The sequence below is a fragment of the Frankia sp. CcI49 genome (assembly GCF_001983215.1).
Lineage (GTDB): Bacteria > Actinomycetota > Actinomycetes > Frankiales > Frankiaceae > Parafrankia > Parafrankia irregularis.
This window is the reverse complement of the sequence record NZ_MOWP01000028.1, coordinates 181312-198115: the sequence shown is the minus strand read 5'-3', so window position 1 is coordinate 198115 and position 16804 is coordinate 181312. Positions and strand designations below refer to the sequence as shown.

Sequence of the window (16804 nt, the reverse complement as noted above, 5' to 3'; positions counted from 1 at the left end):
AGGACCACGGACAACCAGGCCCACGGGTAACCAGGCGCGACCTTGATCGGGGGCGACATGCGGGTAGCGATCGCGGACGACTCAACACTGTTCCGGGAGGGCCTCGCGATGCTGCTGGCCTCAGCCGGTGTCGAGGTGACGGCACAGGCCTCCGAGCCGCGCGGGATCCTCGCCCACCTCAAGGACGCCCAGCTCACGGACACGCAGCCCGATGTGGTCATCCTCGACATGCGGATGCCGCCGACGTTCACCGACGAGGGCCTCGTCTGCGCGGAGCTGATCCGCACCCAGCATCCGGCGGTCGGCGTGCTCGTCCTGTCCACCTACTCGGACGTCCATTACGCGGTGCGGCTGCTAGGCGACGGCCGGGGCGGGATGGGCTACCTGCTCAAGGACCGGGTCGCCGATCTCAACGGGCTGCTGGACGGCGTGCGCCGCATCGCGGCCGGCCGTCTCGTCGTCGACGAGGACATCATCGCGGGGCTGCTGGCGCACCGGCGGCGTGCCGAGGCGCTCGACCGGCTTACCGAGAGGGAGCGCGCTGTCATGCGGGAAATGGCAGAAGGCCGCTCCAATGCCGGTATTGCCGGAAAACTGCACCTTGCCCCCAAAACAGTCGAAAACCACGTCGCCAGTGTGTTCTCGAAACTCGGGATGCCCGCGTCCGGCGACGACAACCGGCGAGTCCTGGCCGTCCTCGCCTGGCTCCGGTCGGCGGGTGACACCGCCTCCACCGCCGCACCGGGCGGATCGTCCAGCCGGTAGGCACCCGGCAGAGCAGGAGACACCGCCGGACGGGTCGAACCGGCGTACGGGTGGTGGCGGGTGAGGCCGACATGCGGGTGAGGCCGACATGCGGGTGAGGCCGACATGCGGGTGAGGCCGACATGTGGGGTGGCTCCGGCGTGGGGGTGGCCCCGCTCGGCGCCAGCCCACCCCACGGGCCCGCCGTCCCACAGTCCGGCCGGAGCGGCAACGGCGACGCGCCAGAACCACGGCACCCACAACCACAACCACGGACCTGACGTACACGCCGCATTGTGAACTTTCGATAGCACACCGTTGACCAGACAGTGCGCTGCGCACCACACCCGGCCGTGTGAGTTATCTCGCTTGATCCCGGCCACCTGCGGATTCAGGCAGAACGACGCGCACCCCACACAGCCGCAAGGCGTGACGACCCAACCGCCCGTAGACGCCCAAATCGGGCAGTTCGTTACCAGCTGCACCAGCCCTGGCGCCACCCGCAGCTCGGCGGCATACAGGGTGGCAGAGCACACGTGGGATAGACGCCACCGATCACGCGCATGTGGTGGCTCGAACCGCGAGACTTGGGGACAACCGAACCAGTGAACCGGCGAGAGCGCTCCGAACCGGGCGCGCGCCCGGAGGTGGCCGACGCCGTCACCCGGCAGTGCCATGGCGAGAGGAGCCCGGCGTGTCCGAGCAGGTCAGTACCCTGACCGTCACTGACAACCGCACCGGTCGGACGTACGAGGTGCCGATTACCGACGGCACGATCCGCTCAAGTGCGTTCCGTACCATCAAGGTCGACGACGACGACTTCGGCCTGATGGCATACGACCCCGCGTTCACCAACACGGCGAGCTGCCGCAGCGCGATCACCTATATCGACGGTGACGCCGGCATCCTGCGCTACCGCGGATACCCGATCCAGGAACTGGCCGAGAAGAGCAGCTTCCTCGAGGTCGCCTACCTGCTTCTCGCGGGCGAGCTTCCGACCTCGGATGAGCTCTACACCTGGGAAGACGAGATCACGCACCACACCCTGGTGCATGAGTCGATCAAAAAGTTCATCGACGGCTTCCACCACGACGCCCACCCGATGGGCATGCTGGTATCGACCGTCGGCGCGCTGTCGACCTTCTACCCGGACGCCAAGACGATCGACGACCCCGGTCTGCGGCGGCTGCAGATCGTCCGGCTCATCGCGAAGATCACCACGCTGGCGGCGTTCTCCTACCGGCACTCCGTGGGCTTCCCGTATGTCTACCCGGACAACGATCTTTCGTACGCCGGCAACTTCCTCAACATGATGTGGAAGGCCACCGAGCTCAAGTACGAGCCGGACCCGAACCTCGAGCACGCGCTCGACGTGCTGTTCATCCTGCACGCCGACCACGAGCAGAACTGCTCCGCGAACGCGATGCGTGCCGTCGGCAGCTCCCAGGCCGACCCGTTCTCCGCCGCCGCCGCGGCGATCGCCGCGCTCTACGGCCCGCTGCACGGTGGCGCCAACGAGCAGGTGCTGCGCATGCTCGCCGACATCGGCTCGGTGGAGAACATCCCCGCCTTCATCGCCCAGGTGAAGGACGGCAAGAAGAAGCTCATGGGCTTCGGCCACCGCGTCTACAAGAACTACGACCCGCGGGCCCGGGTGATCCGCCAGGTCGCCGACGAGGTCTTCAAGGTCACCGGCACCAACCCGCTGCTCGACCTCGCGATGGAGCTCGAGCGGGTGGCGCTGGAGGACGAGTACTTCATCTCCCGCAAGCTCTACCCGAACGTCGACTTCTACACCGGCATCATCTACCAGGCCATGGGTATCCCGGTGGAGATGTTCCCGGTGCTGTTCGCGATCGGCCGGATGCCGGGCTGGCTGGCCCAGTGGGAGGAGGGCCTGCTCGACCCCGAGCAGAAGATCGCCCGCCCGCGTCAGCTGTACGTCGGCTACGACCAGCGTCCCTACGTTCCGATGGACGTCCGGTCGGCCGCGGCCGCCGCCGAGACGGACCCGATCGCCGCCCAGGCCGCGCAGGCCGCCCCGGTGCGCCCGCTGCGCTGAGCCCCCAGGGAGTCCGCCCGCCGCACCGATCCGCGGCGGGCCTGAGACACCCACCTGAGACGACCGCCGCCGGCCTGCCGCCGACCGGCGGTCGTCGTGTTTCCAGCATTCGGCCGCTGGCCGGCGGGCGGACCGAGATGAAGCTCTGAAGTGAGCTCTGAAGCGCTCGACTTCCGAGTACTTCCGAGCTGGGCGTGGGTGTGCGTCCCAACCGATCGGGCCGGGAGGACAGGTCGTCCTCCCGGCCCGAGTCGCATGTTGGTCAGAGACGCTCGACCACGTGGTCGATGGCGCCGGTGAGGGCTTCGACGTCCGAGGGCTCGATGGCCGGGAAGCAGGCCACCCGCAACTGGTTGCGGCCCAGCTTGCGGTAGGGCTCGACGTCCACGATGCCGTTGGCGCGCAGCACCTTGGCCACCGCGGCGGCGTCGACGCCCTCGAAGTCGATCGTGACGACGACCTGGGAGCGCTGCGCCGGGTCGGCGACGAACGGCGTCGTGTAGGCGGTCTTCTCGGCCCAGTTGTAGAGGATCGAGGAGGACTCCCCGGTCCGCCGGACGCACCAGTCGAGCCCGCCCTGCCCGTTCATCCAGTCGAGCTGGTTCGCGAACAGGAACAGGGTGGCCACGGCCGGGGTGTTGTACGTCTGGTCCTTGGTGCTGTTGTCCAGCGCCGTGGTCAGGTCCAGGAACGGCGGGATCCAGCGGTCGGTGGCCGCGATCTCGCCGAGCCGGCCCAGCGCCGCGGGCGACATGAGAGCCACCCAGAGACCACCATCGGAGGCGAAGCACTTCTGCGGCGCGAAGTAGTAGACGTCCACCTCGGTCAGGTCGACGGGCAGGCCGCCGGCGCCGGAGGTCGCGTCCACCAGGTGCAGCGCGCCCGCGTCGGTGCCCACCGGGCGCCGCACCGGCCGGGCGACACCGGTCGACGTCTCGTTGTGCGGCGTCGCGTAGACGTCGATATCCGCCTCGGGCGCCCAGTCGGGGTGGGTGCCCGGCTCCGACTTCACGATCGACGGGTCGCCCAGGAACGGCGCGCCCTTCGTCGTGTCGGCGAACTTGCCGCCGAACTCGCCGAAGACGAGGTGCTGGGACCGTTCCCGCACCAGGTTGAACGCGGCGGCGTCCCAGAAGGCGGTGGCGCCGCCGATACCAAGGACGACCTCGTAGCCCTCGGGCAGCGAGAAAAGGTCGGCGAGCCCGGACCGGACCCGGCCGACCAGGTTCTTCACCGGCTTCTGCCGGTGCGACGTGCCGAGCAGCGAGGTCCCGCTCGCCGCGAGGGCGTCCACGGCCTCGGTGCGGACCTTGGACGGCCCGCACCCGAAGCGGCCGTCGACCGGACGCAGCGAGTCGGGCAGGACGATCGTCGGGGCGTCAGGCATGGACGTCCCCCAGCGGCCTCGGCGCGGGGCCGACATAGCGGGCGGACGGGCGGATGAGCCGGCCGGTCCGCATCTGCTCCAGGATGTGAGCGCTCCAGCCCGCGGTACGGGCGCAGGTGAACATGGACGTGAACATATKGGCCGGGACCTCGGCGAAGTCCAGCACCACGGCCGACCAGAACTCGACGTTCGTCCGCAGTGGGCGGTCGGGGTAGCGGTTGGTCAGCTCCTCGATGGCCGCGGCCTCCAGCGCCTCGGCCACCTCGTAGCGCTCCGAGCCCAGGTCACGGGCGGTGCGGCGAAGCACCCGGGCGCGCGGGTCCTCGGCCCGGTAGACCCGGTGCCCGAAGCCCATCAGGCGCTCCTTGCGGTCCAGGGCCGCCCGGACGTAGCCGGCGGGGTCACCCGTCCGTTCCACCTCGTCCAGCATCGCCAGGACGCGCGAGGGCGCCCCGCCGTGCAGCGGCCCGGACAGCGCGCCCACGGCCGCCGAGAGCGCCGCGGCGGCGTCAGCGCCGGTGGAGGCGACCACGCGGGAGGTGAAGGTGGAGGCGTTCATGCCGTGCTCGGCGGCGGACACCCAGTAGGCGTCGACGGCCTGCACATGCTTGGGGTCGGGCTCACCGCGCCAACGGATCATGAACCGTTCCGTTATCGTGCGGGCGCGGTCCACCTCGCGCTGCGGAACGGCCGGCTGGCCGAGCCCACGGGCCGACTGGGCGACGAAGGACAGCGCCACCACCGAGGCCCGCGCCAGGTCGTCCCGCGCCTGCGCCGGGGTGATGTCGATCAGCTGGCCGAAGCCCCAGTAGGGCGCGAGCATCGCCAGCGCGCTCTGGACATCGACTCTTATATCGCCAGAATGCACCGGTACCGGGAAGGGCTCGGCCGGCGGCAGGCCTGGCTCGAACGCCCCGTCCACGAGCAGACCCCAGACGTGGCCGTAGTCGACCTTGCCCACCAGGTCCTCGATGTCGACGCCGCGGTAGCGCAGCGCGCTGCCTTCCTTGTCCGGCTCGGCGATCTCCGTCTCAAAGGCGATCACGCCTTCCAGGCCCGGCTTGAAATCGCTTGTCTTCTCGGCCATCGAGTCCGGATCTCCGCTTCTGTCTCGGCCGACAGTGGGACGGGCCCTGCCGGGACCGGTCAGCCGCGGCTGCGCATCGCCGGATCCGGCGCGCGCCGACCTGGCGGTCGTCGCATCGTCCCGGTTCCAGCGCGGCCCCGTTGCCGCCGCCGTCGGCGACTCGTCGAGTTCGTCGGTGCTGTGGTTGTTCCCTGCGGTTGTTCCCTGCCGTCGCCAGACCATGTGGTCGCCAGACCCGCGGTCGCTCGGCGAGTGGCCGCCCGGCCGATGGTCGCGCCGAGCGCGGTCGCTCTGACGAGTGGTCGCTGGTGATGACTGGTCGCGCTGTCACCACATCGGTCCGTGGCCACATCGGTCCTGCGTTAAGGACGTAATCGTCCGTCTGCATCCTGCCCTGTCGAGAGCCGTTTCGCCACTGGGCGGGAAGTGATGAGTCGCGTTACGCACCGGTGCCGCGCCCGCACATCACCCGCACTTCGTCATCAAGCGTGCGGGGGCGTCCGCTGCCACCACCCGCCCATCCGAGGTGATGCCAGTCACATTGCCGAGGGCCTGCCAGGATCCGAACCGTGAACCTCCACCCGCCGACACCCGATCCCGCGGTGCTGCGCCGCAGCTACCGTCCAGGGCGGTTCGACGAGGCAATGCTCGCCGCGACCTGGACCGAGCAGTTCCGGAAATGGTTCGCGGAGGCCTCCGCCCCAGAATCCGGAATCAGCGAGCCAAATGCGATGATCTTCGGTACCGCCGACGCCGACGGTCGTCCCGGTTCCCGCACGGTGCTGATGAAGGGATTCGATCAGCAGGGATTCGTGCTCTTTACGAACTACCATTCGGCGAAAGCCCGCCAGGCCGCTGCGAACCCCTACGGATCCCTCCTCTTCCCGTGGTATCCACTGGAACGACAGGTGATCGTGACAGGCTCCGTCGAACGGGTTCCGCGCGCGGAGAGCGAGGCCTATTTCCGTTCCCGGCCACGCAGATCCCAGCTCGGCGCCTGGGCGAGTCACCAGTCGGAGGTGATCTCCTCCCGCGAGGTGCTGACCGACCGGCTGGCCGAGCTCGAGATCCGATGGCCCGGGAACGAATCGGTGCCGACCCCCCCGTTCTGGGGAGGCCTTCGGTTGGTACCGAACTCGGTCGAGTTCTGGCAGGGCCGCCCGGACCGCCTCCATGACCGCCTGCGCTATCGGCTGATCACAGAAAGTGGGGCATCCGCGGTTGCGGGTGAGCCGGCGGCCGGGCCCGGCACGACCCACAGCCAGGCGCCGGACAGGGCTCCCACCTGGATCATCGAACGGTTGGCGCCCTGACGCCGAACCGATCCAGGCCGAAGAATCCGACCACCGGTGGCCACCGATGCACAACATGATTCCGGCAGGTGAACGGCAGGTGAGCCGACCCACCGGATCGACACTTCACGACCGACCCCACACCCTGCCACCGCGACGCGTTTAACACAGATGAACACCCAACGTTTCCGCTACGTCGGACCCGCCCACCCCGTGACGATGCGGGCATTGGTACCTTTCTGCCTGCAGCCGTACCTGATCAGCAAACGCTGATCCGCGTCCCGCGCCGACTCGCCGCCCTCCGGCTGGTCGGGCACCTTGACGGGCCGCCGGCAGCGCGTGTCAAGGGCGACCCGTCACAACATAGGGAGACGGATTCATGCGGATCACCAGAATGCGGGCCGTGGCGGCCGGCGTTCTCGGAGCGGCCCTGATAGCGGTCGCCCCACCGGCCTCGGCAGCCACGACGACGACGTCCACCAGCCCCAGCGCCTCCCCGACGGTGGAAGCCACCACCACCACGGAGCCGGAGGTACGCCTGACCTCGCCGGAGACGACCGAGACGCCGTCGGCTGACGAGTCGGCCACGCCGGACCCGGACGTTTCCGCGACTCCCACGGCGACAGACACCCCGCAGACAACGGCGGACGCCACGGCCAGCSCCACGGCGACGGAAAGCGCGTCACCCACGTCGACCCCGACCGAGGGCACCGGTGACCCGGTCCTCGACGGCTTCCTGTCCCTGCTCCCGTTCAAGGTGCCGCTGGACAAGGAAATCGACGGGATCGAGGACTTCGAGGCCAACCCGTTCGTCCTCACCTTCAAGTGCGGCGCCGACGGGCCCACCTGGACGCTGCAGAACACCCAGGACAGGGCCTTCGGGTTCGGCTGGTTCGACACCAGTCTCGGTGCCGGCATCTCCGAGATCGGCCCGGGTGAGACCCTGACCCTCGACTCACACGGCGGGGCCGTGGTCGCGGCCCCGTGGGACGCGGAGACCGGCTACCTGCTGGTGACCCTGCCCACCGTCGGGGTGTCCGACTGCGAGGGCACCGACCCGCCGGCGGCCGTGCCCGCCGTGCTGCCCATCGCTGCCCCCGCTGCCACGAGCGCGGTGTCCACCGAGCCGTACTACACGGGATGACACGTCACCACGAAGCGCTCGCCGAGCGCTCGACCGGCCGCCGCGCCCTGTCACGGACAGGGGCGGCGGCACTGGCCGTTGTGCTGGGCGGCGTGATCCTCAGCGGCTGTGGCGGCGATGACGGGGCCTCCGGGCCGGCCGCGGTGCCCGCGGCGGTCCAAAGCCAGCTCGCCGCCGTCGCCGGGCTCAACCAGGGCACCAGCACCGTGCTGACCGCCAGCGGCGCCAGTGTCGACATCTACCAGGCCCCCACCGCCGCCAAGCCGACACGCAGCCTGTCGAACCCGAACGAGAACGGCGCCCCGCGGGTCTTCCTCGTGCAGGCGAAGATGCCGGGATGGTGGCAGGTCCTGCTGCCCGTCGAGCCCAACGGAAGCACCGGCTGGGTGAAGGCCGAGCAGGTCACCGCGAGCCAGACGCCCTACCGCATCGAGGTGGCGCGTGGCGCGCACGTGCTGCGCCTCTTCAACGGCGACCAGAAGATCGCCGAGGAGAAGGTGGCCATCGGCACCTCGGACACCCCGACGCCCGGCGGCCGGTTCTTCCTGATGGAGTTGCTGCGGCCGAGCAACCCGAACGGTGCCTACGGGCCGTACGCGTTCGGCCTGAGCGGGTTCTCCACCAGCCTGGAGGACTTCGGTGGCCGCGAGCCCGTCATCGGGATCCACGGCACGAACGATCCGAGTTCGCTGGGCCGCGACGTCAGCCACGGCTGCATCCGGCTGAGCAACGATTCGATCACCCGGCTGGCACAGACCGTCCCGCTGGGGACGCCAGTGGAGATCGTCGCCTGATCCTGCGCTGATCCTGCGTCAGTCAGGGCCAGACGCGGCCGCACACCCGTTACCGGGGCAGCCGCGTCTGGCCTTGACGCTGTCTGGCCTCGACGGCGACGCTGTCTGGCCTCGAAGGCCTTGACCCTGTCTGGTCTGGATGCGCTTCGGTCACCTGGCTGCCTCGCCGTGGGCGTGCGCGTCAGCGGCCGGCACGGCCTGCTGTGCGCGCCTACGTCAGCCTGTCAGCCTCGACGGTGCCCGTGTGGCACGTGAACGTGCCCGTGGCGCGTCGGCACGAGCTGCCCTCCACATCCCGCACCGACGCGGCCACGTCCRATGGAGCCCGTCACTTCCCCACCGGATGGACGGGCGAGGAGTCGAGCCCGCCGCCTCCCTGCCCATCTCAAGGGTGGCCAATCGCGGCCGAGTGAACCCGCGGACAGGGGAATCAGTTGGTGTCGGATAGCCGACACGACCACCACTTGCGGCTAGACCAAACAACCCGATAAGGGAGACATCCGACGATCCGCCGCACCGGGCCGCGCCGGGCGATTCAGATCCGCGTCGGCGCCGACGCCCCACCGGCCGACGCGTTCCGGGCCTGGGCATGCCGTGCGAGGGCGTCACGGCGCTCCGCCGCGTGGTCCACGATCGGGCCCGGGTAGCCGTTCGGCGGGCCGCCCGGGCACCTCCACGGCTCGTGGGCCAGCTCGGCGGGCAGACCGCGCAGCTCGGGCACCCAGCGCCGGATGTACTCCCCGTCGGGATCGAACCTGCGGCCCTGGGAGACGGGGTTGAAGACGCGGAAGTACGGCGCCGCGTCGGTGCCGGTGCCTGCCGTCCACTGCCACCCGTGGTTGTTCGAGGCGAGGTCGCCGTCCACCAGCCGTTCCAGGTACCAGCGGGCCCCGTGCGTCCAGTGGACGTGGAGGTCCTTGCAGACGAACGACGCCTCGATCATCCGTACCCGGTTGTGTACCCAGCCCTCGGCCAGCAGCTGGCGCATCCCGGCATCGACGATGGGATATCCGGTTCGCCCCCACTTCCACGCCTCGAAGCTCTCGCCGGGTGGTTCATAGGACATCCGGGCCAGGGCTTCGGAGAGGTCGCTCCGTGCTGAGGATGGATTCGCCGCGAGGACATCCGCGTAGAACTCCCGCCACGCGATCTCGCTACGGAACTTCTCCGCCGCCTCCGTGGTGCCGTCGGTGGCGCCGCTGGTCGCGGGGGCCGTCGCCGCGCGCACGCCGTCCAGCACCGTTCTCGGATGTATGCAGCCCCATTTCAGGTAGGGCGACAGGCGCGAGGTGGCGTCGGCCGCCGGCTCGTCGCGGTGCCGCGCGTAGTCGCCGAGCGGCCCACGCAGGAAGGCGTGCAGGCGGTCGTGTGCGGCCTGCTCACCCGGCGGGGGCAATGTGACGCCGTCGAGGTCGGGGTCCGGGGGAATCTCCTCGCTACCCCCGCTCAGCGAGGCCGGATCAAGCCAGTCCGGCTCCGTGGGCGCGGGTGCGGCCGGCGCAGGCCACCCGTGCGCCTTCCAGGCCCGGTAGAAGGGGGTGAAGACCCGGTAGGGCGAGCCGTCCGGCTTGACCAGCCGGCCGGGCTCGACAGCGTAGGCCGAGCCGGTGCGCCGCAGCTCCCGTCCGCCCGCGAGCAGTGCCCGGGCGACCCGTTCGTCGCGGCGACGCCCGTACGGCCCGTGGTCGGCCGCGATGTGGACGACGTCGGCACCGATCTCGCCCGCCACGGCGGGGACGACCTGTTCGGGGTCGCCGGTGCGCACGCACAGCCGGCCGGCGAGCCTGCGGTCGAGATCCCGCAGGCAGCGGTAGAGGAACGCGAGCCGCACCGGCCCGGCCGGGCGGCGGAGCGCCTCGTCGAGGACGAACAGTGCCAGCACCGGGCCCTGCCCGGCCGCGGCGAGCAGGGCCGGGTTGTCGTCGAGGCGCAGGTCCCGGCGCAGCCACCACACGGTCCGACTCGATGTGGACGATCGCATCCGCAGAAGGTAACGACCCACACACCGCAACGCCCTGTGGACCACTCCAGTGCCACGCAGGTCCACGGCGTGGCATCACTTCATCCCCAGCCACGCACTGTTGTGCTGTCGGGGTGACGCAGGCCGTGCAATGGGATCAGGGCATCTCGGACGCCTGGTCGCGAATGGCGCAGACCGGCCCCAAAGTGATCGTCTTCGTTCTGATCCTCGCGATCGGCACGGTCGTCGTCCGGGCCCTGCTCCGCCTCGCGGACCGGGCCCTGGAGGACAACGGTTTCGACCGTCTGCTGGCCCGCAGCGGCATCGGCCGGCTGCTCCGCTGTCGGGACACCATGGTCCGCGACGGGCTGTTCCGGCTCGCCGCCGTGGCAGGTCTGCTGGCCGTCCTGCGCGTCGCGCTCGGCGTCTTCGGTCCCAGCCCGGCCGACCGGATGGCCGGCGCGGTCCTGGGAGTGCTGGTGCGGCTCCTGCTGGCGATCGCGATCGTGCTGGTCGGCCTGGCGCTGGCCGGCATCGCGCGCCAGTTCCTCACCGACTCCTTCAGCGGGCTGCCGCACGGGCGCGCCGTGAGCCGGGTCGTCGCCGCGGCCGCCTGCCTCCTCTTCGGAAAGGCCGCCCTGGACGAGCTCGGCATCGGAACCTCCGTCACGACCCCGCTGCTGTACGCGGTACTCACCGCCGGCACCGGAGTGCTCGTGGTCGGAGTGGGCGGCGGGCTGATCCGTCCGATGCAGAGCCGCTGGGAGGAGATTCTCGATCGCGCCGAGGACGCCGCCGAGGACGCTCGTGCCGCCTGGCGCACCAGCCACTCGCCGGCGGCACCCAACACCCCGCCACCCTCATCCACCGAACAGGCGTCCCCCGCCGGCCAGGCAGCCTCCGCCAGCAAGGCGTCCCCCGTCGGCCAGGCAGCCTCCGCCAGCCAGGGGTCCGCAGCCGAGCAGGTCCGCCGCGAGACCCGCCCGGCGCCTGGGCCGCGGCCCCCCGTCCCGCGGCGCCCGCCCATCCCACCGCCAGGCGAACGGCCGATGCCGGCACTGCCGCCGCGTCCGTCGACGGCGACCCGCCGGACGGCCGATCCCCGGGGACCGGTACCGTCTGCGGACCGCACCGTCCCGCCCCCACCGACGGGCACCGCGCCACGGTCCGGGCAGCCTGCTCCACCGCCCACACCCCCTGTTCGGGGGGATCAGCCCGGTCTCTGACCACGCTTCTGACCGACCAGTAGGGGCGCGTTCGGCAAACTACGACGCGCCACGACGCCGGGTGGGGCACTCTGGGAAGACGAGAACTACTTCGGGTCGCGGCGCGGCGCCGACGCCGCTCCGCACGACGGGGGGAGCCCCCTACGCCAGGACGAACAGCGGACGATCAGCACCTCGCGGAGGGCGACGCCACAGTGGCGTCACGAGATTGCGAGCGAAGGGACTTCCGGGTGAACGAGCCATCGGACATGGAACGTTCACGGCTGCTCCTTGGCTGGCTGGCAGCCCGTCGGGCAGTGGATCACTGCCTGTCCGACCTGCTGGCCGCCGGCCCCGCCGGTGAACGCAGGGTCCGCGAGTCGCTCGCGAGGGTCGATGACCTGGAGACACGCGCCCAGGTGGCATTCGATCGCTATCGCAGCGCGGCCGGGTCGGCCGAAACGGAGATGCCAGGTACCGAGCCGCCCCAGATCTGGCTGGCCGGCGCCGCGCCAGCTGCCGGCGCGGACGGAGCCGAGGACGGCCAGAACAGCAGGAACAGCGAGACGGGTCGCGGCCCGCGCAGCACCGTGGGCAGAATCGGCCCGGTCGAGCGCGGTGGCCCGGTCGACCGCGGGATCGGTGCGGCCCAGAGCAGCGCGGCCCAGACGGCCCAGAGCAGCGCGGCGCAGACGGCCCAGAGCGGTGCGGCGCAGAACGGCGAGGCCCGCGCGTTCGACGCCGAGACGCGAAACGTCATGCCACTACCAATGCACTCCCGCAGCATGACCCCAGCCGGTCGGGAGCAGTCCGGAGCCGACCCCGCGGCGGATCGTTGGGCGCCACGTGAGCGCCCGCGACTGAACGTCGTGCGCGAGGGCGATCTCGCGCGCAGCAGTTCAAATACAAAGAGTAATCAACGACACCGTTGATGCGCGGCCAGGTTGGCGGCGCGTCAGAATACCCGTCGTGTCGGCCGCCCACCGCCGCCGCGTCGTCGCGGTCCGGCTTCTTACCTCGCTGCTCGCGACGATGATGGTCGTCACCGGCTGTGGACTCATCGGTGCCAAGGGTTCCTCCCCGCAGGCGAGCGCCACGGGTAGTCCGGTAACCGCGACAACCTCGCCATCACCGTCGCCCACATCGGGCCCGGACGCCTTCGAGCGGAGTGGACGCGGTAGTCAGATCCGGCTGACGCTCCCGGACAGCGGCACGGTCGAGCCGTATCCCCTGGTCGTGGCTTTGCACAGCCTCTACCACGACGGCAGCGAGCCGCAGCTCGGCTGGGGCCTGGACGAGCTGGCCCGCTCGTCGGGCTTCGCGGTCGTCYACCCCGACGGCCTGAACCTGTCCTGGAACGCGGGTACCTGCTGCGGCGCCTCCGGCGCGGCAGGCGTCGACGACGTCGGCTGGCTGCGTTCACTCATCGCGCATCTGGAGACCGAGTACCCCATCGACCCCCGGCGAGTCAGCATCATCGGACTGTCGAACGGCGGAATGCTCGCCTACCGCTACGCCTGCGAGCACGGCGACGAGCTCGCAGGCTTCGCCGCCGTCGCGGCCAGCCTGCAGACGCTCAGCTGCGCCCCACCGGCGCCACTGACCACAGTGGAGATCCACGGCAGCCTGGACGGGCACGTCCCCTACGCCGGGACACTGTGGTCGGAACCGTTGCAGACCGGGATCACGCCGGTGGACGTCAGCCTCGCGCCGTTCCGCGCGGTCGACGGCTGCCCGGCGCCCACCCAGCCCGGCGACACGAGCTACACCGGCGCGGACGGCCGCCCCATCGGTGCCAGCACGAGCCCCACGGCGGCGTCCTCCGGCTCCGCCGGCACACCCACCGGCGACGGAGCCGCATCCGCGATCATCTCGGCCGCGGGACCCGACGGCCAGCTGGCCGGCTCCGGGACGGCCGGCTCCGGGACGGCGGCGGGGGCAGCTGGCCCATCGCAGCGGGCCACTTCCACGACCACGCCGGTCGCGATCCGGCACGAGACGCTCTGCTCGACGTCGGCCCACCTCGTCCAGTACGTCCTGCCGACGCTGGGGCACGGGTGGCCGGCGCTGACCGGCCCGACCGCGTTCAACACCGCCGCGGTGCTGTGGGACCTGCTGAAGGACGCTCGGTCGGCCACCGCCGGGCCGCGCATGTAGATCCCTGGCTCACGCGGCCACCCTTCGAGGATTCCGCAGCCCCACGCCGCACCGGCGATTGCCCCAAAAGGGGCAAAAGGGGCACCAATTCACCTGGCGACCCGCAAGAAGTGAGGATTTTGGTCGTTGGAACGACCAAAATCGTTCACTCTTGCGACCCGCCAACCCGGGCCACCGGGCCACCGGGCTCTCGGGCTCTCGGGCTCTTGGAGGTCCGGCCGTGTTCGTGGAGCGCGGACCTCCCCGCCCGCCCGCCGGCCGGTCAGGTCACGGGCTGGAAGGACGCCCGGAGCGCGGCCATGAGGGTGTTGAGCGTCCCCGAGGCCTCGGCGGGCACCCGGGCGATGAGCACGTAGACCGCGCCCGAACCGTCGACCGTGCGCATGAGGTAGGACACGCGCTGACCATCCCGGTCGTATGAGCCGGCGAGTTCCTGGGTCGGCGCGCCGGACGAGTCGGTGGCGGCGCCGGAACGATCCTGGCTCAGGCCGCTGACGCTGCCGAACTCACCGGCCTGCACCTTGCTGAGGGCGGTGGCGGCGTCGGCCCCGGCCACCCGGGCCACTCCGATCATCTGCGGGCCGTACTCGGCCGAGGTCCCGGCGGCACCGGCACCCGGCTCACCGAAGAAGACACCGGTGTTGTCCTGGCGCTGCTTCCAGGACCCCGGATGGGAGAACGTGGCCTTCTGAACGGCGTCCGTGTAGGCCACCCAGTCGGCCGGCACCGTCACCTGAGGCTGGGCACTCGCAGCGGCGCTGGGAGCCGGGGTGGTCGCCGCCGCCGCCGTGGTGGGAGTCGCGGACGGTTCGGTGCCCGTCGCGCCCGTCGCGGACGTCGTGTCGTCGCCGCTGGGCCGCACCTTCTCCCAGACGACTCCTGCTCCCACCCCGACCCCGAGCGCCACGCCCAGCACGACCAGAGCGATCACCAGGCGGCGCAGGAAGGGCCCCAGCCCGGTGTCCTCGCCGCCGGGATAGTCGTCCTCGAAGTCGTCGTCTCCGACCTCGGCCGGGAAGTCCGGTTCGTCGCCCAGGTCCGCGTCGCCGAAACCGCGCCGACGGGCCGCCGGGCGACGGCGTGGCCCGGTGCCGGCACGCTCCGCGCCGCCCAGGGCATCCCGGCCATCGAGATCCCGGCCATCGAGATCCCGGCCATCCGGGTCGGCGCCACGGCCCGCATCCGCACCACGGCCGGACAGGCCGCGCTCCTGGCCTGCCCGGTCAAGGTCGCGATCCCGGCGGCCTGGGCCATCCGGATCCGCGTCCCGGTAGGAACGAGCGGCGCCGCCCACCGGTTCGACGCGCGGTGGTGCCGTCGCGGAACGCGCCGATCCCTGCTGGTGAAGATCCCCACGGGGGCCGGTGCCATATCGCGGATCCGTCCCGGCGGTGTTCGCCGGCACGGGCCACTGCCCCGTGCCCACAGCGCCCATCGCACCCGTCGCACCAGCGGCACCCGCCGCGCCGAGAGCCCCCTGAGAACCGGTGGCGCCCTGGGGGCGGGGTGACGTGCGCGCCGCGCCTGCCCGCGGCACAAGAGCCCCCCGCACGGACGTCCCGCCGGAGCGGGTGTCGGTCGGTTCGTCCCAGCCGTTGCCGGGCGGGTAGCCACCGGCGGTGGGGCCGGTCGGGGGCTGGCCCATGGCGGGGAACCGGCCTCCCGCCGGATCCGCGGCGGCCGGGCCTGGTGACGGATGGCCACCGGCGGCCGCGCCAGGTGCGTAGCCGGCCGTCGCGGCATAACCGGGCCCCGCGGGCTGGGCAGACGCGAACTGTCCGGTCAGGGGGTCCAGGCCATCCGACGGATAGGCCTGCGGCGGCTGGCCCGGCTGCGGGTAGCCCGGCTGCGGCTGTCCCTGCTGCGGGTAGCCCGGCTGCGGCTGTCCCTGCTGCGGGTAACCCGGCTGTGGGTAGCCCGGCTGCGACTGAACCGGCTGTCGATACCCCCCAGGCGGATAACCGCCCGGCGGGTAGCCGCCGTCCTGATATCCACCGCCCGCGGGACGCCCACCCGGATACGGCGCAGCGCCGCCATAGGGATCTCCAGGCTGCGAATCGTTCGGGTGCGGCTGCGGCTCACGTGAGCCGGGTTCGCCCCAGTACCCCTCGGGTTCCGCGCCGCCCTGCGGGTGCCCCCGATAGCCGGGGCGACCTGGATCTCCAGGGCCTCCCCTCCATGCACCGTCCGTCACCAGACAACCTCCGATTCCGGGACATGCAGGAAAAACCCGCGCGGTATACCGGTGTACCACGCCGTTGCGAGTGCGTTGCGCGAGCCCCCTTGACATTCGGGCCAGCCGGAGTCGAAATCCCGGCGAACAGCCGGGCCCCCTTCCCCGGATGCGACCTACGCCGAACGCGGCTCACCGTGCGCGGCACGCAACTCAGCCGTGCCGGCTCAACGCGGCGGGCGACGCGGTCATGACCGCCCAGCGACATCATGACCACATCCAACGGTCGACATGTCACGACATCTTGCTCCGGCACTCACATCATGCCGCCTTCGCCCGAAAGCAGCACGAACTAGACGGGACCGTCACAGCGTGGCACAAACGTGCCGGGATGCCAGCCGATCACGCCGGCAGATCTTCCTCCGCCAGGCCCGTGCCCCTCCCCTTCGCGGCCGCCGGCCGAGGCATTTGTGAGTAGGCCTTCACAACCACCGCATCAATGAGCGACCACCATCCGGCGGGCCACATCGCGAGACGATGCAACGCACGCGGATCAGATCGGGCGACTGGGGGCGGGATCCCGGCGGGCGGCGAGCGATGTCCGGCCGCAGCCGACGGATCCGAGCGGCGGCGGACGACGACGACGCGCCGGCACCACGGAGGCCACGCGCCCCAGCCCTCACCCGGGCCAGCCCCCAACCTGCGGCGACTGCGTGCCGGGCGGCCGCCACAGCGCGATCCGTCCTGGTGGGTTCATGCCGGCCTGACCCACGCATCGGGCAGTATGTCGTGGATCGGA

General features: G+C 71.2%; 13 protein-coding genes. 9 read left to right on the top strand and 4 right to left on the bottom strand.

All coding sequences use genetic code 11. The annotated features are described in order from the left end of the window. Window positions 1-57: 57 nt before the first annotated feature. Window positions 58-765 (top strand): response regulator transcription factor, encoded by a 708-nt coding sequence (locus CcI49_RS25700; RefSeq protein WP_054569137.1) that lies wholly within the window; start codon window positions 58-60, stop codon window positions 763-765. Window positions 766-1438: 673 nt separating this feature from the next. After that, a complete protein-coding gene (locus CcI49_RS25695) occupies window positions 1439-2806 on the top strand; it encodes a citrate synthase (protein ID WP_076830061.1) in 1368 nt (455 codons plus the stop codon). Between the two features lie 262 nt (window positions 2807-3068). Here the strand turns inward: CcI49_RS25695 and serC are convergent, their stop codons facing one another. Further along, window positions 3069-4193: a phosphoserine transaminase gene (gene serC, locus CcI49_RS25690; RefSeq protein WP_076830235.1), complete on the bottom strand. Its 1125-nt coding sequence runs from the start codon at window positions 4191-4193 to the stop codon at window positions 3069-3071. Further along, on the bottom strand, window positions 4186-5280 hold the full coding sequence (locus CcI49_RS25685; RefSeq protein WP_076830238.1) for a citrate synthase 2: 1095 nt from the start codon (window positions 5278-5280) through the stop codon (window positions 4186-4188). The genes serC and CcI49_RS25685 overlap by 8 nt, the downstream gene beginning before the upstream one ends. A gap of 569 nt (window positions 5281-5849) precedes the next feature. Here CcI49_RS25685 and pdxH point away from each other — a divergent pair. The 3 genes from pdxH (at window position 5850) to CcI49_RS25670 (ending at window position 8510) form a co-directional block, all read left to right on the top strand. After that, the gene (gene pdxH / locus CcI49_RS25680; protein WP_076830058.1) at window positions 5850-6593 is read left to right on the top strand and encodes a pyridoxamine 5'-phosphate oxidase; all 744 of its coding nucleotides are present in this window, start codon (window positions 5850-5852) and stop codon (window positions 6591-6593) included. Between the two features lie 358 nt (window positions 6594-6951). Next, window positions 6952-7716: a hypothetical protein gene (locus CcI49_RS25675; protein WP_076830054.1), complete on the top strand. Its 765-nt coding sequence runs from the start codon at window positions 6952-6954 to the stop codon at window positions 7714-7716. After that, complete coding sequence (locus tag CcI49_RS25670) at window positions 7713-8510, top strand: L,D-transpeptidase family protein (RefSeq protein ID WP_054568752.1); 798 nt, start codon at window positions 7713-7715, stop codon at window positions 8508-8510. Before CcI49_RS25675 ends, CcI49_RS25670 begins: the two co-directional genes overlap by 4 nt. A gap of 535 nt (window positions 8511-9045) precedes the next feature. On the opposite strand, the gene CcI49_RS25665 is transcribed toward CcI49_RS25670, so the two are convergent. Further along, the gene (locus tag CcI49_RS25665; protein ID WP_198955627.1) at window positions 9046-10464 is read right to left on the bottom strand and encodes a deoxyribodipyrimidine photo-lyase; all 1419 of its coding nucleotides are present in this window, start codon (window positions 10462-10464) and stop codon (window positions 9046-9048) included. Between the two features lie 152 nt (window positions 10465-10616). On the opposite strand from CcI49_RS25665, the gene CcI49_RS25660 reads away from it, so the two are divergent. The 3 genes from CcI49_RS25660 (at window position 10617) to CcI49_RS25650 (ending at window position 13832) form a co-directional block, all read left to right on the top strand. Beyond that, window positions 10617-11696 (top strand): hypothetical protein, encoded by a 1080-nt coding sequence (locus CcI49_RS25660; RefSeq protein WP_235498173.1) that lies wholly within the window; start codon window positions 10617-10619, stop codon window positions 11694-11696. A gap of 248 nt (window positions 11697-11944) precedes the next feature. Further along, window positions 11945-12607: a hypothetical protein gene (locus CcI49_RS25655; protein ID WP_076830048.1), complete on the top strand. Its 663-nt coding sequence runs from the start codon at window positions 11945-11947 to the stop codon at window positions 12605-12607. A gap of 37 nt (window positions 12608-12644) precedes the next feature. After that, window positions 12645-13832 (top strand): PHB depolymerase family esterase, encoded by a 1188-nt coding sequence (locus CcI49_RS25650; RefSeq protein WP_076830045.1) that lies wholly within the window; start codon window positions 12645-12647, stop codon window positions 13830-13832. Window positions 13833-14094: 262 nt separating this feature from the next. Here CcI49_RS25650 and CcI49_RS25645 read toward each other — a convergent pair whose 3' ends face one another. After that, complete coding sequence (locus CcI49_RS25645) at window positions 14095-15477, bottom strand: hypothetical protein (RefSeq protein WP_076830042.1); 1383 nt, start codon at window positions 15475-15477, stop codon at window positions 14095-14097. Window positions 15478-15528: 51 nt separating this feature from the next. On the opposite strand from CcI49_RS25645, the gene CcI49_RS41640 reads away from it, so the two are divergent. Continuing rightward, window positions 15529-15918, top strand: a complete 390-nt coding sequence (locus tag CcI49_RS41640) for a hypothetical protein (protein ID WP_131831180.1) — start codon at window positions 15529-15531, stop codon at window positions 15916-15918. Window positions 15919-16804 lie beyond the last annotated feature (886 nt).

Bases quoted from the DNA above. Each gene is read 5' to 3' on its own strand.
- CcI49_RS25645 (WP_076830042.1), bottom strand. From the start codon at position 15,477: ATGGGCCAGCCCCCGACCGGCCCCACCGCCGGTGGCTACCCGCCCGGC.
- serC (WP_076830235.1), bottom strand. From the start codon at position 4,193: ATGCCTGACGCCCCGACGATCGTCCTGCCCGACTCGCTGCGTCCGGTC.
- CcI49_RS41640 (WP_131831180.1), top strand. From the start codon at position 15,529: ATGGCCACCGGCGGCCGCGCCAGGTGCGTAGCCGGCCGTCGCGGCATA.
- CcI49_RS25670 (WP_054568752.1), top strand. From the start codon at position 7,713: ATGACACGTCACCACGAAGCGCTCGCCGAGCGCTCGACCGGCCGCCGC.
- CcI49_RS25700 (WP_054569137.1), top strand. From the start codon at position 58: ATGCGGGTAGCGATCGCGGACGACTCAACACTGTTCCGGGAGGGCCTC.
- CcI49_RS25655 (WP_076830048.1), top strand. From the start codon at position 11,945: ATGGAACGTTCACGGCTGCTCCTTGGCTGGCTGGCAGCCCGTCGGGCA.